Source organism: Tardiphaga sp. 42S5, assembly GCF_034044155.1.
Lineage (GTDB): Bacteria > Pseudomonadota > Alphaproteobacteria > Rhizobiales > Xanthobacteraceae > Tardiphaga > Tardiphaga robiniae.
In genome coordinates this window covers 1,966,689-1,980,909 of record NZ_CP139027.1, presented here as the reverse complement: position 1 = coordinate 1,980,909, position 14,221 = coordinate 1,966,689, and the positions used below count along the sequence as shown (strand labels likewise).

Annotated in this window: 13 protein-coding genes; 7 read left to right on the top strand and 6 right to left on the bottom strand. The window is 63.0% G+C overall.

What is annotated here, in order from left to right; genetic code table 11:
• The first annotated feature begins 3 nt into the window (after positions 1 to 3).
• From SFY93_RS09200 to SFY93_RS09180, 5 genes are all read left to right on the top strand, one after another.
• Complete coding sequence (locus SFY93_RS09200; protein WP_256461202.1) at positions 4 to 129, top strand: hypothetical protein; 126 nt, start codon at positions 4 to 6, stop codon at positions 127 to 129.
• A gap of 109 nt (positions 130 to 238) precedes the next feature.
• Positions 239 to 1,489: a sarcosine oxidase subunit beta family protein gene (locus tag SFY93_RS09195; RefSeq protein ID WP_320446857.1), complete on the top strand. Its 1,251-nt coding sequence runs from the start codon at positions 239 to 241 to the stop codon at positions 1,487 to 1,489.
• Positions 1,490 to 1,495: 6 nt separating this feature from the next.
• On the top strand, positions 1,496 to 1,756 hold the full coding sequence (locus tag SFY93_RS09190; RefSeq protein ID WP_320446856.1) for a sarcosine oxidase subunit delta: 261 nt from the start codon (positions 1,496 to 1,498) through the stop codon (positions 1,754 to 1,756).
• Entirely contained in the window at positions 1,753 to 4,719 is a 2,967-nt protein-coding gene (locus SFY93_RS09185) for a sarcosine oxidase subunit alpha family protein (protein WP_320446855.1), read from the top strand. Before SFY93_RS09190 ends, SFY93_RS09185 begins: the two co-directional genes overlap by 4 nt.
• Positions 4,712 to 5,290 (top strand): sarcosine oxidase subunit gamma, encoded by a 579-nt coding sequence (locus SFY93_RS09180; RefSeq protein ID WP_320446854.1) that lies wholly within the window; start codon positions 4,712 to 4,714, stop codon positions 5,288 to 5,290. The genes SFY93_RS09185 and SFY93_RS09180 overlap by 8 nt, the downstream gene beginning before the upstream one ends.
• A 139-nt stretch (positions 5,291 to 5,429) precedes the next feature.
• Here SFY93_RS09180 and SFY93_RS09175 read toward each other — a convergent pair whose 3' ends face one another.
• The 6 genes from SFY93_RS09175 to SFY93_RS09150 all read right to left on the bottom strand — a co-directional run bounded on the left by SFY93_RS09175 (position 5,430) and on the right by SFY93_RS09150 (position 12,304).
• Complete coding sequence (locus tag SFY93_RS09175; RefSeq protein WP_320446853.1) at positions 5,430 to 6,368, bottom strand: 2-hydroxyacid dehydrogenase; 939 nt, start codon at positions 6,366 to 6,368, stop codon at positions 5,430 to 5,432.
• Positions 6,369 to 6,387: 19 nt separating this feature from the next.
• Positions 6,388 to 8,007: an ABC transporter ATP-binding protein gene (locus tag SFY93_RS09170; RefSeq protein WP_320446852.1), complete on the bottom strand. Its 1,620-nt coding sequence runs from the start codon at positions 8,005 to 8,007 to the stop codon at positions 6,388 to 6,390.
• Positions 8,007 to 8,846, bottom strand: coding sequence for an ABC transporter permease (locus SFY93_RS09165; RefSeq protein WP_184513560.1), 840 nt, complete (start codon positions 8,844 to 8,846; stop codon positions 8,007 to 8,009). The genes SFY93_RS09170 and SFY93_RS09165 overlap by 1 nt, the downstream gene beginning before the upstream one ends.
• Complete coding sequence (locus tag SFY93_RS09160) at positions 8,843 to 9,814, bottom strand: ABC transporter permease (RefSeq protein WP_320446851.1); 972 nt, start codon at positions 9,812 to 9,814, stop codon at positions 8,843 to 8,845. The genes SFY93_RS09165 and SFY93_RS09160 overlap by 4 nt, the downstream gene beginning before the upstream one ends.
• Before the next feature lie 84 nt (positions 9,815 to 9,898).
• Positions 9,899 to 11,464 carry an ABC transporter substrate-binding protein gene (locus SFY93_RS09155; protein ID WP_320446850.1) on the bottom strand — a complete coding sequence of 522 codons (1,566 nt, stop codon included), beginning with the start codon at positions 11,462 to 11,464 and terminating at the stop codon, positions 9,899 to 9,901.
• 66 nt (positions 11,465 to 11,530) lie between these two features.
• On the bottom strand, positions 11,531 to 12,304 hold the full coding sequence (locus SFY93_RS09150) for a class II aldolase/adducin family protein (RefSeq protein WP_320447731.1): 774 nt from the start codon (positions 12,302 to 12,304) through the stop codon (positions 11,531 to 11,533).
• Positions 12,305 to 12,443: 139 nt separating this feature from the next.
• Between SFY93_RS09150 and SFY93_RS09145 the strand changes: the two genes are divergently transcribed.
• Both SFY93_RS09145 and SFY93_RS09140 read left to right on the top strand, forming a co-directional pair.
• Positions 12,444 to 13,142, top strand: a complete 699-nt coding sequence (locus tag SFY93_RS09145; RefSeq protein WP_320446849.1) for a GntR family transcriptional regulator — start codon at positions 12,444 to 12,446, stop codon at positions 13,140 to 13,142.
• Positions 13,139 to 14,164 carry a histone deacetylase family protein gene (locus tag SFY93_RS09140; RefSeq protein WP_320446848.1) on the top strand — a complete coding sequence of 342 codons (1,026 nt, stop codon included), beginning with the start codon at positions 13,139 to 13,141 and terminating at the stop codon, positions 14,162 to 14,164. The genes SFY93_RS09145 and SFY93_RS09140 overlap by 4 nt, the downstream gene beginning before the upstream one ends.
• Positions 14,165 to 14,221: the final 57 nt, after the last annotated feature.

The following is a 14,221-nucleotide window of genomic DNA, read 5'->3' as shown; positions in this document are numbered from 1 at the left end:
ACCATGGAAAAGGCATTACGCGGATGGCTCGACTCCCACGGCCTGCTGGCCATCACTGCGGCCGTGCTCGGGGTCATCAGCCTGCTGGCCATGATCCTGGTGGTGGGCGGCTTCTGGCTGGCGCGCTAAACGACATCATCTCACGATGTCGCTGATGGGCTTCTGAATGTCGCTCATGGACTGGTGCCGCTTCCCGAAATACGCGACACTCCGGGCCTGATCGCCACCCGGATTTTCCATGCGCTATTCGCTGACGTCGCTGCTCAAGCAGACCCTCCCCGGCCACAAAGGCTGGACGCCGCAATGGCGCGATGCTGCGCCGAAGCCCGAATACGACATCATCATCGTCGGCGGCGGCGGCCATGGGCTGGCGACCGCCTATTATCTGGCGAAGGAGTACGGCGTCAGGAATATCGCCGTGCTGGAGAAGAGCTGGATCGGGTCAGGCAATATCGGCCGCAACACCACCATCATCCGGTCCAACTATCTGCTCTCGGAAAACATCTCGCTCTATGAGCTGTCGCTGAAACTGTGGGAAGGCCTCGAGCAGGACTTCAACTACAACGCCATGGTCAGCCAGCGCGGCGTATTGAACCTCTATCACTCCGACGGCCAGCGCGACGCCTATGCCCGGCGCGGCAACATGATGCGGCTGAACGGCGCCGATTCCGAGCTGCTGGACCGTGAGGGCGTGCGCAAACTCTATCCGTTCCTGAATTTCGACGCCGCGCGGTTTCCGATCCAGGGCGGCCTCTTGCAGAAGCGCGGCGGCACCGTGCGCCATGATGCCGTCGCCTGGGGCTATGCCCGCGGCGCCAGCGATCGCGGCGTCGACGTGATCCAGAATTGCGAGGTCACGGGGATCGACATCATCGACGGTCGCGTGGTGGGCGTGCAGACCTCGCGCGGCGCGATCAAGGCGAAGAAAATTGGCCTTGCCGTTGCCGGCTCGTCGTCGCGCGTCGCGGCGATGGCCGGGATGCGGCTCCCGATCGAAAGCCATGTGCTGCAGGCCTTCGTCTCCGAAGGGCTGAAGCCTGTCATCCCCGGCGTCATCACCTTCGGCGCCGGACATTTCTATATCAGCCAGTCCGACAAGGGCGGGCTGGTGTTCGGCGGCGATATCGACGGCTACAACTCCTATGCCCAGCGCGGCAACCTGCCCGTGGTCGAAGATGTCTGCGAAGGCGGCATGGCCCTGATGCCGGCGATCGGCCGTGCGCGGATGCTGCGCAACTGGGGCGGCCTCGTCGATATGTCGATGGACGGTTCGCCGATCATCGACCGCACCCACGTCAAAGGGCTCTACCTCAATGCCGGCTGGTGCTATGGCGGCTTCAAGGCGACGCCCGGCTCGGGCTTCGTCTTCGCGCATCTGCTGGCGAAAGACGAGCCGCATCCTGCCGCCAATCGCCTGCTGCTGGACCGGTTTCGCTCCGGCCATATCGTCGATGAAAAGGGCCAGGGCGCCCAACCGAACCTGCATTGAGGCCCCATGCGCATCCCCTGCCCTTATTGCGGATCCCGTGACGCGTCGGAATTTTCCTATTCCGGCGACGCCACGCTGACGCGGCCCGCGCCCGACAATGCCGATGCGATGTTCGACTATGTCTATCTGCGTGACAATCCAGTCGGCGTACACAGGGAATACTGGTATCACGCCGCCGGCTGCCATGCATGGCTGACGGTGACACGCAACGTCTCGACGCATGAGGTGATCGACGCCGTGCTCGCCCATGATGAGGCTGCATCATGAGCATCTCGCGTCGCCTCGCATCCGGTGGACTGATCGACCGATCGAAGCCGATCAATTTCACCTTCGATGGCAAGACCTATGGCGGCTATACCGGCGACACATTGGCCTCGGCGCTGCTCGCCAATGACACGATGCTGGTCGGCCGGTCGTTCAAATATCACCGGCCGCGCGGCATCTTCTCGGCCGGGCCGGAAGAGCCGAATGCGCTGGTGACGCTGCGCTCGGGCGCGCGCGCCGAACCGAACACTAAGGCAACCACAGTCGAGCTGTTTGATGGCCTGGACGCATCGAGCCAGAATTGCTGGCCGTCGCCGAATTTCGATCTGCGCGCCGTGCACCAGCTCGCCGGCCCACTGTTGAATGCCGGCTTCTACTACAAGACCTTCATGTGGCCGGCGGCGTTCTGGGAGAAATTCTACGAGCCCGCCATCCGTGCCTCGGCAGGCCTCGGCGCGCTCAGCGGTCTCGACGATCCCGATACATATGAAAAATCGCATGCCTTCTGCGATCTGCTGGTGATCGGCGCCGGCCCAGCAGGCCTCGCCGCTGCGCTTGCGGCGGGACGCGCCGGCGCGCGCGTGATCGTGGCCGAGGAAGATTTCGTACTCGGCGGACGATTGCTCACCGACACCGCGCTGATCGATGGTGTCTTGGCAGCCTCATGGGCCGCGCTGGCCGAGGCTGAACTCGGCACCCTGCCTAATGTCCGCATCTTCAAGCGCACCGCGGTGTTCGGCGCCTATGACGGCGAATACGGCGCCATCGAGCACGTCAGCGATCACCTGCCGGTGCCACTTCCTCACATGCCGCGCCAGCGATTGTGGAAGATCGTCGCCAGACAATGCGTGCTCGCCGCAGGCGCTCAGGAACGACCGCTTGTATTTCCCGGCAATGACCGGCCCGGCATCATGCTGGCGTCGGCATTGCGCACTTACGCCAACCGCTTCGGCGTGGTGCCGGGTCAGCGCATCGCGATCTTCACCACGTCGGATGATGGCTGGCGCAGTGCGTTCGACTTGCAAGCGGCCGGTGCCGAGATCGCGGTTGTGGTCGATGCACGGACAGACGTTTCGCCTGAGGTGCGCAAACTCGCAGGCAACGCACCTCAATTCCTCGGCGCGCATGTCTCGGACACATCGGGCTATCGCCGGCTGACGAACATCACGATCACCGACAGTACCGGCAAGACGCGCAATGTTGCCGTCGACACGCTCGGCGTCTCCGGCGGCTGGTCGCCGAGCATCGGCATCGCCACGCATCTCGGCAGCAAGGGCAACTGGTCGGAGGAGAAATCGGCATTTCTCTGCAGCGACACGCCACCGGGCATGCAGATCGCAGGTGCGGCCGCCGCGCAATGGTCACTCGCGGACGCGCTTGAGCACGGCGCGCTGGCCGGCGCAAAAGCTGCCTCGCATATCGGTCTCGGGTTGCAGGCGCAGAAGCCGATCCTCGCCAGCGATGAAGCCTCCTGTAACAACCCGGTCTGGCTGTTCAAGGGATCGCGTCGCAAGGCCTTTGTCGATCTGCAGAACGATGTCACCGCGACGGATGTTGCTCTCGCGGCTCAGGAGGGCCTCCGTTCGGTCGAGCAGCTCAAGCGTTACACGACGCTTGGCATGGCGACCGATCAGGGCAAAACGTCCAACGTCAACGGCCTTGCGATCCTCGCCAGCGAAATCAGGAAGACCATCGCTGAGACCGGCGCGACGCGGGCACGCCCGCCGCATGTGCCGGTTGCCATCGGCGCCTTTGCGGGTCTGCACAGCGGCAAGCATTTCAAGCCGACACGGCTGACGGCGAGCCACGCCGCCTCCGCCGCGTTGAACGCCACCTTCGTCGAAGCCGGCCAATGGATGCGCGCGCAATGGTTCAACGCGCCCGGTGAGAGCGACTGGTTGCAGAGCGTCACCCGCGAGGTGAAGGCGGTGCGCTCCAGCGTCGGCATCTGCGATGTCTCGACGCTCGGCAAGATCGCGCTGTGCGGATCGGATGTCGGCACGTTCCTCGACCGCGTCTATATCAACACCTTCTCGACGCTGCCCATCGGCAAGGTGCGCTACGGCGTGATGCTGCGCGAGGACGGTTTCGTCATGGATGACGGCACCACCGCGCGGCTCTCCGCCGATCACTATGTGATGACGACCACCACGGTGAATGCCGGCAAGGTGATGCAGCATCTCGAATACTGCCATCAGGTGCTGTGGCCCGAACTCGACGTGCAGATGGTCTCGGTCACCGAGCAATGGGCGCAGTATGCCCTCGCGGGGCCGAAGTCGCGCGACCTGCTGCAGGCACTGCTCGGCACCGCCTTCGACGTCTCCAACGAAGCGTTCCCCTATCTCGCCTGCGCCGAGTTTCATGTCGGCAGCATTCCGCTGCGGCTGTTTCGCGTCTCGTTCTCCGGCGAACTCGCCTACGAGATCGCTGCGCCCGCGGGCTATGGCGAAGCGCTGTTCAACGCACTGATGCAGGCCGGCATGGCCTTCGACGTCACACCCTATGGCACCGAGGCGCTCTCGGTGATGCGCATCGAAAAGGGCCATGTCGCCGGCTCCGAACTCAACGGCCAGACCGTGGCGCGCGATCTCGGGCTCGGTCGAATGATGTCAGTGAAGAAGGATTATATCGGCCGCACCATGGCCGGGCGCGAGGCACTGGTCGATCCGGATCGGCCGACGCTGGTCGGCCTGCGGCCGGTCGATCACAGCCAGCGCCTGCGCAATGGCGCGCTGCTGTTCGCGCACGGCGTGACGCCTGCGCCGGACACCAATGCCGGATTCATCACGTCCACGGCTTTCAGCCCGAGCAATAATCACTGGATCGGCCTCGGCCTGCTGGCGCGCGGACCGGAGCGACACGGCGAGATCGTCCGCGCCTGGGACCCGGTACGGTCAGGCGACTATGAGCTCGAAGTCGTCGATCCCGTCTTCGTCGATGCAGAAGGAGCGCGGCTGCGTGCTTGACCTTGCTCACATCTCCGCCTTCGCTGAGTTGCGCTCCATGGGCGATGGCCGCGGCGTGATCGCCAGGGAACGTCGTGGCATCGCCATTGCCACCGTCATGGCGCGCAAGGGCCAGAGTGCCGCGCTCGCTGCTGCCGTAAAGGAACAGTTCGATATCAACCTGCCACTGGGACCGCACGGCTCCGGCAGCGACGCGACATCGTTTCTCGGCACCGGTCCCGGCCGCTGGCTGGTGACCCACGATGCGGGCACACCGCGTTTCGTCGATAGCCTTGCGCAGCAGCTCGAGGGCCTCGCCTCCGTCGTCGATCAGTCCGACAGCGTTGGCCTGCTCCGGCTGTCAGGTCCGGCCCTGCTCGATGTGCTCGCCAAGGGCGTCGCCGTCGATCTCAGCGCCGCGGCGTTTCCAGCTGGCAGCGTTGCGGTGACGCAGATCGCGCATATGAGCGTGACGCTGTGGAAAGTCGACGAGGCGCCAACTTTCCACATCGCGGTCGCGCGCAGCATGGCTGGCAGTTTCCTGCACTGGCTCGAAGCGTCGGCGGCGATGGTCGGGCTGGCGGTAGAGTAGTCGTTTTCTTAACCTCGCCCCGCTCGCGGGGAGAGGTCGGAGCCGAGCGGCTAGCGAGGCTTCGGGTGAGGGGGAGCTAGTGTTCTACTCGCTAGCTCTCCCCGCAAGCGGGGCGAGGGAAGCAAGCCGCTCCGTCCATCTAATATCCCCGGCTGCGATCCACCGAATCCTTCGGCTGCACACCGGCCTGCACGGCCTCGGCGGTGGCGAGGATGGTGTCGCCGATGGCGGTCATGGTGACCTCGCAGGCGTCGTGGGGCGTCAGCACGATCTGCGGATGCGACCAGAACGGATGGTCCTTGGGCAGCGGTTCGGTGTGAAACACATCGAGTGTCGCGCCGGAGAGCTGCCCGCTGGCGAGCGCATCGAGAATATCCTGCTCGACCGAGTGCTCGCCGCGGCCGACCTGAATGAGATAACTGCCGCGCGGCATCCTGGCGAACAGCTCCGCATTGAGAATGCCGCGGGTTTCCTCGGTGAGTGGCAGCAGGTTCACCAGCACCTCGGAGCCCGCGAGCATCGCATCGAGCCCATCGCTGCCGTGGAAGCCGGTCACGCCGGGTGTCGTCGGCTTTGCCGAGCGGCTCCACACCCGGACGGGAAAGCCGAGCATCGCCAGATCGGACGCGACGCGCGCGCCGATGGCGCCGTAGCCGAGAATGCCGATCGCAACCTCGGACGGGCGACGTCCGCCGCCGAGGCGCTTCCATACGTGATCGCGCTGGTTCTGCAGATAAGTCCCGAACTGGCGCTGGTGATAGATCACGTTCCAGATCACGAAGCCCGACATCATCTGCGCCTGTGCCGGCTCGACCACGCGCACCACATCGATACCGTCGCGCAGGCTTGGACAATTCAGGATGCTGTCGGCGCCGGCGCCGATGGAACACGCCGCCTTCAGGTTCGGATAGTGATCGAACGCATCCGCATGCGGATGCCAGCTCACCGCCATGTCGATTTTAGCGGGATCGGTACCATCGAGGTGATCGACAAAATTCACCTTGCCGTCGAGCCGGGCGATTTCGTTGGCCAGGTATTTGCGCAGGTTGATGGTCCTGCTCAGGAAAACACAAGTCACGGGAGACGTCGGCATAAGGTCAGGCGGCCTGGGATGGCGAACTCTGGCCGGGGACGGCACCGAGCAATTCGCGGGTGTAGGGATGTTCCGGCGCCGCGAACAATTGCGCCGTCGGCTTCAGCTCGACGATCACGCCGCGCTGCATTACGGCGATGCGGTCGCAGATCTGCGCAGCCACACGAAGGTCATGGGTGATGAACAGCATCGACAGACCAAGACGGGCCTTGAGGTCTTCGAGCAGCTTCAGCACCTGCGCCTGCACGGAGACGTCGAGCGCGGAGACGGCTTCGTCGGCGACGATGATCTCCGGATCCATCGCAAGCGCGCGAGCGATGCCGAGACGCTGGCGCTGGCCGCCGGAGAACTCATGCGGATAACGGTCGAGCGAACCGGCATCGAGGCCGACCATGCCAAGCAGATCACGCGCACGCTGCATCGCGATCTTGGGATCGGTGCCGCGGGCGATCGGGCCATCGGTGATGATCTGGCCTACCCGGCGACGCGGATTGAGCGAGGCGAACGGATCCTGAAAGATCATCTGGATGCGGTGGCGCTGCGCACGCAGCGCCTTGCCTTCGAGGGCCGTGAGATCGATATCCCCGATGCGCACGGTGCCGCGATCGGCCTCGATCAGCCGCATCACCAGACGCGCGACGGACGATTTGCCCGAACCGGACTCGCCGACCAGGCCGACGGTCTCACCCTGCATGATCGAGAACGTGACTTCGTTCGCAGCCTGCACGCGGCGATCCGGCTTGAACCAGCCGCCCGAGGTCACATAGGTCTTGTCGAGGCCGATGACCTCGACAGCCTTCGCATTTTCATCCAGCGACGCGCGCACCGGCGGATGCATCGAAGGCACGGCAGCCAGCAGAGCCTTGGTGTAATCGTGCTGCGGATTCCTGAAGACAGCGTCGATCGAGCCTTCTTCCACGATCTTGCCATGACGCAGCACCACGACACGATCGGCGATATCGGCGACGACGCCGAAATCGTGGGTGATGAACATCACCGCCATGTTGCGGCTGCGCTGCAGGTTACGGATCAGCTTGAGGATCTGCGCCTGGGTGGTGACGTCGAGCGCAGTGGTCGGCTCGTCGGCGACGAGCACCGAAGGCTCAAGCGCAAGCGCCATGGCGATCATCGCACGCTGGCGCTGGCCACCGGAGAGCTGGTGCGGATAGGCGCGGATGATGCGCTCGGGATCGGGCAGACCGACTTCCTTGGCGAGGCTGAGGGCCTTGGCGCGGCGTTCCTTCGGCGTCAGCAGATTATGCGCCTCGAACATTTCCATCATCTGCTCGCCAATCCGCATCAGCGGATTGAGCGCCGTCATCGGCTCCTGGAACACCATGGCGATGCCGCGGCCACGCACTTCGCGCCAGCCGCTCTCGTCGAGCTTCAGGAGATTCCGGCCCTCGAACAGAACTTCGCCGGTCTCGGTCTTCACCGTATCCGGCAACAGTCCCATCAGCGCATGCGCGCACATGGACTTGCCGGAACCGGATTCGCCGACGACGCAGACGATCTCGCCGGGAATGAGATCGATGGACACGCCATCGACCGCATAAGGGCGTTCGGCGCTCTTCGGCAAAGCAATCTTCAGGTTCTTGATGGAAACGGCGGGGGTAGCGGTCATCAGCGGCTATCTTTCGCCAGGCGCGGATTGAGCGCATCGTTGAGGCCTTCGCCGATCAGGTTCATGCCGAGCACCGAAATCAGGATGGCGACGCCGGGGAAGACCGTGATCCACCAGGCCTGACGGATCACCGTCCGGCCCGCGCCGACCATGTAGCCCCAGGACATCAGATTGGGATCGCCAAGGCCGAGAAACGACAGCGAAGATTCCAGCAGGATCGCGTTTGCCACCATCAGCGACGCCAGCACGATCACCGGCGACAGCGCATTCGGCAAAATCTCGCGCGAGATGATCCAGGTATTGCTCTGGCCGGTCACGATGGCCGCCTGAACATATTCGCGCGTGCGCAGCGACAGCACCTCGCCGCGCACCAGACGCGCCACCGGCGGCCACGAGACGATGGCGATGGAACCGACGATGGAATAGATCGACGGTTGCAAGATCGCCACCAGCACAATCGCCAGCGGGAAGCTCGGAATGGTCTGGAAGAACTCGGTGAAGCGCATCAGGGCGTCATCGACCTTGCCGCCGAAATAGCCGGCGATGGCGCCGAGCGGCACGCCGATGGTCAGCGCCACGGTGGTCGAAACGAGACCGACGAGCAACGACACGCGTGCGCCGTAGATCAGGCCGGCGAACACATCGCGGCCAAGGGCATCGGTGCCAAGGGTCACCATGGGATTGGTGAAGGGCGGCAGGAACGGCCGCTGCACCATCCGCCAGGGCGAGGTCGGAAAGATCATCTGCCCGAACAGCGCGATGAAGATCGCAATCGTGATGATGACCAGACCGATAAGGCCGCCGGGATTGCGCAGCATCAATTTCCAGAACTTCTTCATGATGCAAACTCGATGCGTGGATCGACCAGCCGATAAACGAGGTCGGTGACGAGGTTGAAGATCAGAACCATCGCCGAGCAGACCACGAAGACGCCGAGCAGAAGGTTATAATCGCGTTGCAAGAGTGCCTCATAGAGCAGCCGGCCGATGCCGGGCCATGCAAACACCGTCTCGGTGAGCACGGCGCCGCCGACCAGCGTACCGGAATGGACGCCGGCCAGTGTCACCACCGGCAGCAGCGCGTTGCGCAGCACGTGGCGGCGCTGGATGATATTGTCACGCAGGCCCTTGGCGCGGGCGGTCTTGACGAAATCCAGCCGCTTGACCTCAAGCATCGAGGCGCGCGTCATCCGCGTATAGGTCGCCATGAAGAACAGGCCGATGGTCATCGCCGGCATCACCAGATGCAGGGCCACGTCCTTCACATGAGCAAGCCCGGTGTAGTTCGCGCCGATGGTCTCGTAGCCGAAGCTCGGCAGCCAGCCGAGATAGACCGAGAACAACAGGATCGACATCAGCGCGACCCAGAAGATCGGCGTGGCATAGAACAGCAGCGCCGAGACAGTGATGGCGGTGTCCGCCCATGTCCCCGCAAATCTCGCGGCCAGCGTACCGAATGTGATGCCCAGCAACAGCGATATACCGAACGCCGTCATCGTCAGCAGCAGCGTCGCCGGCAGACGCTCGGCGATCAGCTTCGCGACCGGCATCTGCTGGCGGAACGAGAAACCGAGGTCGAGGGTGACGACACCCTTCACGTAAATGAACAGCTGCTCGGGCAGCGGCTTGTCCAGTGAGAACTTTTCACGCAGCTGCTGGACGAATTGCGCATCGCTGGCGCCGGCCTCGCCGGCCATCACCGCTGCGGGATCGCCGGGCGCAAGGCGGATCAGGAAGAAGTTCATCACGATGATCGCAAGCAGGACGAACACGCCCTTCACGATCCTCTGGGCAACGAATGACAGCATCAGAGGTCCATCGCATTCAAGTCAGAGTACACAAAGAAAACCCGTGACGATCCGAGGGATCGTCACGGGCATCAGGCTGAAAGCTTACTTGTCGATCCAGGCGTCGCGGAAGCCGTCATTGACGCCGATACCGGTCGTGATCAGATTCTTGATCTTGCAGTTCATGATAGTGGGGAACTGCAATTCAAGCTGCCATGCCACCGGCACGTCCTCGACGAGAATCTTCTGGACCTTCTCGTAGATTTCCTTGCGCTTCGAATCCGGCGTCGCGACGGCGCCCTCTTCGAACAGCTTGTCGACCTCGGGATTGGAGTAGCCCTCGAGGTTGTTGAAGAGCTGGCCCTTGGCGATTGCGCTCGTCACGTAGTTACGACCGACACCGAGAGCTGGATCACCATACTGATACAGATAGGTGAACGAGATGTCGTAATCCCATTCGCTGTTCTTCTGGTTGGAGCCGGGAACGTCGGTGGCGATGGTCTCGATATTCATGCCGACGTCGACGAGATTCTGCTTCACAGCTTCACCCCAACGCGACCAGGTCTCGCCATAGGGCAGCGGCATCAGGCGGACCTTTTCGCCCTTGTAGCCGGCTTCCTTCAGCAGCGCCTTGGCCTTGGCCGGATCGTACGGATATTTCGGCACGTTGTCGGTGTAGAACTTGATCGCCGACGACGACGGGCCGGTGGCGACCTTGCCGAGACCGTTCCAGATCACGTCCTTGGCGAATTCGCGGTCCACCGCATACATGATCGCCTGACGAACCTTCTTGTTGGCGAGCACGGGGGTGCGGTTATTAAGCCACATCCAGGCCATCGGCGAGAAGAACTCCCAGCCATCGCCGGTGACGCAGGTATTCGGCAGCTTGCTGACGCGCGGCACGTCGAAATTCTCGATCGAACCGCCCGGCAGCACGTCGACCTTGCCGGTCTCGTAAGCCACCGAACGCGCAGCCGCGTCCGGAATGATCTGCCAGTAGATGCCGTCGATATAGGGCTTGCCCTTGACGTGGTAGTTCGGGTTCTTCACCAGCTGGATGAACGAGCCCTTCTTCCACTCCTTGAACATGAACGGGCCGGTACCGATCGGCGTATTGTTCGCGGGATTGGTCTTGACGTCGGAGCCTTCATAGATGTGCTTCGGGATGATCGGCATCGAGCCGACTTCGAAGATGCCGATGAAGGGGCCAAAGGGCTGCTTCAGCGTGAAGACGACGGTATAATCATCCGGTGCTTCGACCTTGTCGAGCTGCACGAGGTTGTTGCGCGCGCGGGCATGGGTCACTTTCAGCGTCTCGATGGAGAACAGCACGTCAGCCGCGGTGAACGGCTTGCCGTCATGCCAGGTCACGCCCTGCTTGAGCTTGAACGTGTAGGTCTTGGCATCCGGGCTGATGGTCCAGCTCTCGGCGAGACCGGGCTGCGGCTCCAAGGTCTTGCTGTAGCGCAGCAGGCCTTCATAGATGTTGCCCGAGACCATCTGCGTCGGGCCGTTCTGAACCAGTGCGAGCATCAGGCCTGGCGGCTCAGGCTGGATCACTGCATTGATGGTGCCGCCCATCTTCGGCTCCTGCGCGAGCGCCATCGTGCTCGTGAAGACGAGCGGGCTCACGCTGGTCAGGGCCAAAGCCAGTACAAATTTCTTCAACATATCTTTCCCCTTAGTGCCGGCTGGCACGTAACCCAGATCAGTTGACGATGTGTAGCGGAAGTCGGATCAATTCTTGTAATCGGCGTCCGTGCGATCGAGCATGCGCTTGAACGCTTCCCACTCGCTGTCCGGCTTGCCGCCTTCGGTGCCATGCACCTTGTCGTAACCGCGGTCATACTGACCGGCGGTGTGCGCGGCAATGGCATGCGACGGGCGAATGACTTCGGCACCCGACGAGAGGATCGCGAGCTGCGCGCGGCAGGAACGCTCCATGTTGAACATCAGCTTGAAGGCCTCGCCAACCGAGCGACCGCAAGTGAGCAGGCCGTGATTGCGCAGGATAAGCACCATCTTGTCGCCGAGATCGGCGACCAGGCGCTCGCGCTCGGACAGGTCCAGCGCGATGCCTTCGAAGTCATGATAGGCGATGCGGTCGGTGAACTGCATCGACCACTGATTCAGCGGCTGCAGACCGTCCTTTAGGCACGACACAGCGACACCGGCAACGGTATGCGTGTGCAGCACGCACTGTGCGTCGTGGCGGGCAGCGTGAACGGCGCTGTGAATGGTAAAGCCGGCCGGATTGATACCGAGGCCGAGCGGATCGTCGACAACTTTACCGTCGACGTCGACGGTGACGAGGTTGCCGGCCGTCACTTCCTCGAAGCGCATGCCATAGGGATTGATCAGGAAGCGGTCCTGCGTGCCGGGGACGCGCACCGAAATATGCGTGTAAATGCTGTCATCGAGGCCGAGGCGATGGATCAGGCGATAGGCCGCAGCAAGATCGATACGAACCTGCTTGGCGGCATCGAGGGTCGGCGTAATGTTTGCATGCATATTCACAGGCGCGGTTCCCGGCTTTTTTTTAAGGTGCGGGCAGGAAACACAATCGCATGGCAGCTCGCAAGATTAAACTGTCGACAATCGACGATTAATTCTTGTACAGGGGAAGAAACGGGTCCCCCGCATGCGTTTAATGTCTCCTCCAGTTGGTCTGACCGCCCTCGCCGACACCGATCTTGTCGGGCAGGTCGCACGCATCCTGACCCAGGCCATCATCAAGGGGCAGCTGCTGCCTGGCGCCAAAGTCGTCGAAGCCGGCATCGCCCGCGAGCTCGGCGTCAGCCGCGCCCCTGTCCGTGAAGCCGCACGGCTGCTCGAGCAACAGGGCCTGCTGGTCTCGCATCCGCGCCGAGGCTTCTTCGTCCGCAAGCTCGAAGCAACGGATATCGACGAGATCTACGACCTGCGCATTTGTGTCGAATGTCATGCCGGCGTGCTCGCCTCCAAGAACATGACGCCTGCCAATCGCGACATGCTGCGCCGGCAGATCGACGTCATGCATGAGACGGCAGCGATCGACGATCATGCGCGACAGATCGAGGAAGACTACAAATTCCATCGCATGATCTGCGAGATCGCCGGCAGCAAGCGCCTGCTGCGTCTGTTCGATGACCTCGCTTCGGAACTGCGTATGACGATCGGCCTGATCGGCCGGCTCTATGACGACCCGCATCGCATCGCGCAGACCCATGAGGCACTGCTCGAAGTGCTCGAACAGGGGCATCCCGACATTATCACCGCGCGGATCGACTATCACATCGGCGCTGCCTGGCGCGAAGTCGGCAAGCTGGTCCGCGAACTTCCCTCCTCAACAAATGGAGCCGCCACGTGAAGGCAGTGTATTCCGACAAGCACAAGAGCCACGATCCGCAGTTCTTTCTGGTACGCGGTCAGGTCCGTAAAACCACCGAGCAGCCGGAGCGCGCCGAGCGCCTGCTGAAGGGTCTCGCCGACGGAAAGCATACGATCGTCGCGCCGACCGAATTCGGCCAGGGCCCACGCGCCCGCGTGCACTCGCCGGAATATCTGCGCTTCCTCGAAGGCGCCTGGGAGGAATGGATCAAGCTGCCGGATTACGGCCCGGAGATGATCGCCAATATCCACCCGAACCGCGTGGCGGGTAGCTATCCCACCCACATCACCGGCAAGCTCGGCTGGCACACCGCGGATACCGCGGCGCCGATCGGTCCTGGCACCTGGCTTGGTGCCTGCGCATCCACCGACGTCGCCGTCACCGCGGCGCAGATGGTGATGGACGGTGAGGACGCCGTCTATGCGCTGTGTCGGCCGCCCGGCCACCACGCCTATCGCGACATGGCCGGCGGCTTCTGCTTCATGAACAATTCGGCCATCGCCGCCGAGCATCTGCGCACCAAGCACGAACGCGTCGCCATCCTCGATGTCGACGTGCATCACGGCAACGGCACCCAGGGCATTTTCTATTCGCGTCCAGACGTGCTGACGGTGTCGATCCATGCGGATCCGGTCGGCTATTACCCCTTCGTCTGGGGCTATGCCCATGAGAAGGGCGAAGGGAACGGCCTCGGCACCAATCTCAACATCCCGCTCGCGCTTGGCACCGGTGACGATGGCTTCATCGACGCGCTTGCTGTCGCCGAGAAGACCATCAAGTCGTTTGCGCCGACCGCCCTCGTTCTCGCTCTCGGCCTCGATGCATCCGAGCACGATCCGCTGGCGGCCCTGAAGGTCACGACGCCGGGCTTCAAGCGCATCGGCGAAGCCGTTGCGCGCATGGGCCTGCCCACGGTCCTCGTTCAGGAAGGCGGATATCTGTCCGACATCCTGGGCGCCAACCTCACCTCGACCCTCGCCGGTTTCGAAGCCGCGCGGTGATTGGACTTATCGAGTGAACACCAGCACGCCGCGCTCTCTTAACCTCTCCCCGCTCCC

Bases quoted from the DNA above. Each gene is read 5' to 3' on its own strand.
- SFY93_RS09200 (WP_256461202.1), top strand. From the start codon at position 4: ATGGAAAAGGCATTACGCGGATGGCTCGACTCCCACGGCCTGCTGGCC.
- SFY93_RS09195 (WP_320446857.1), top strand. From the start codon at position 239: ATGCGCTATTCGCTGACGTCGCTGCTCAAGCAGACCCTCCCCGGCCAC.
- SFY93_RS09190 (WP_320446856.1), top strand. From the start codon at position 1,496: ATGCGCATCCCCTGCCCTTATTGCGGATCCCGTGACGCGTCGGAATTT.
- SFY93_RS09185 (WP_320446855.1), top strand. From the start codon at position 1,753: ATGAGCATCTCGCGTCGCCTCGCATCCGGTGGACTGATCGACCGATCG.
- SFY93_RS09170 (WP_320446852.1), bottom strand. From the start codon at position 8,007: ATGACCGCTACCCCCGCCGTTTCCATCAAGAACCTGAAGATTGCTTTG.
- SFY93_RS09165 (WP_184513560.1), bottom strand. From the start codon at position 8,846: ATGAAGAAGTTCTGGAAATTGATGCTGCGCAATCCCGGCGGCCTTATC.
- SFY93_RS09160 (WP_320446851.1), bottom strand. From the start codon at position 9,814: ATGCTGTCATTCGTTGCCCAGAGGATCGTGAAGGGCGTGTTCGTCCTG.
- SFY93_RS09155 (WP_320446850.1), bottom strand. From the start codon at position 11,464: ATGTTGAAGAAATTTGTACTGGCTTTGGCCCTGACCAGCGTGAGCCCG.
- SFY93_RS09150 (WP_320447731.1), bottom strand. From the start codon at position 12,304: ATGCATGCAAACATTACGCCGACCCTCGATGCCGCCAAGCAGGTTCGT.
- SFY93_RS09145 (WP_320446849.1), top strand. From the start codon at position 12,444: ATGTCTCCTCCAGTTGGTCTGACCGCCCTCGCCGACACCGATCTTGTC.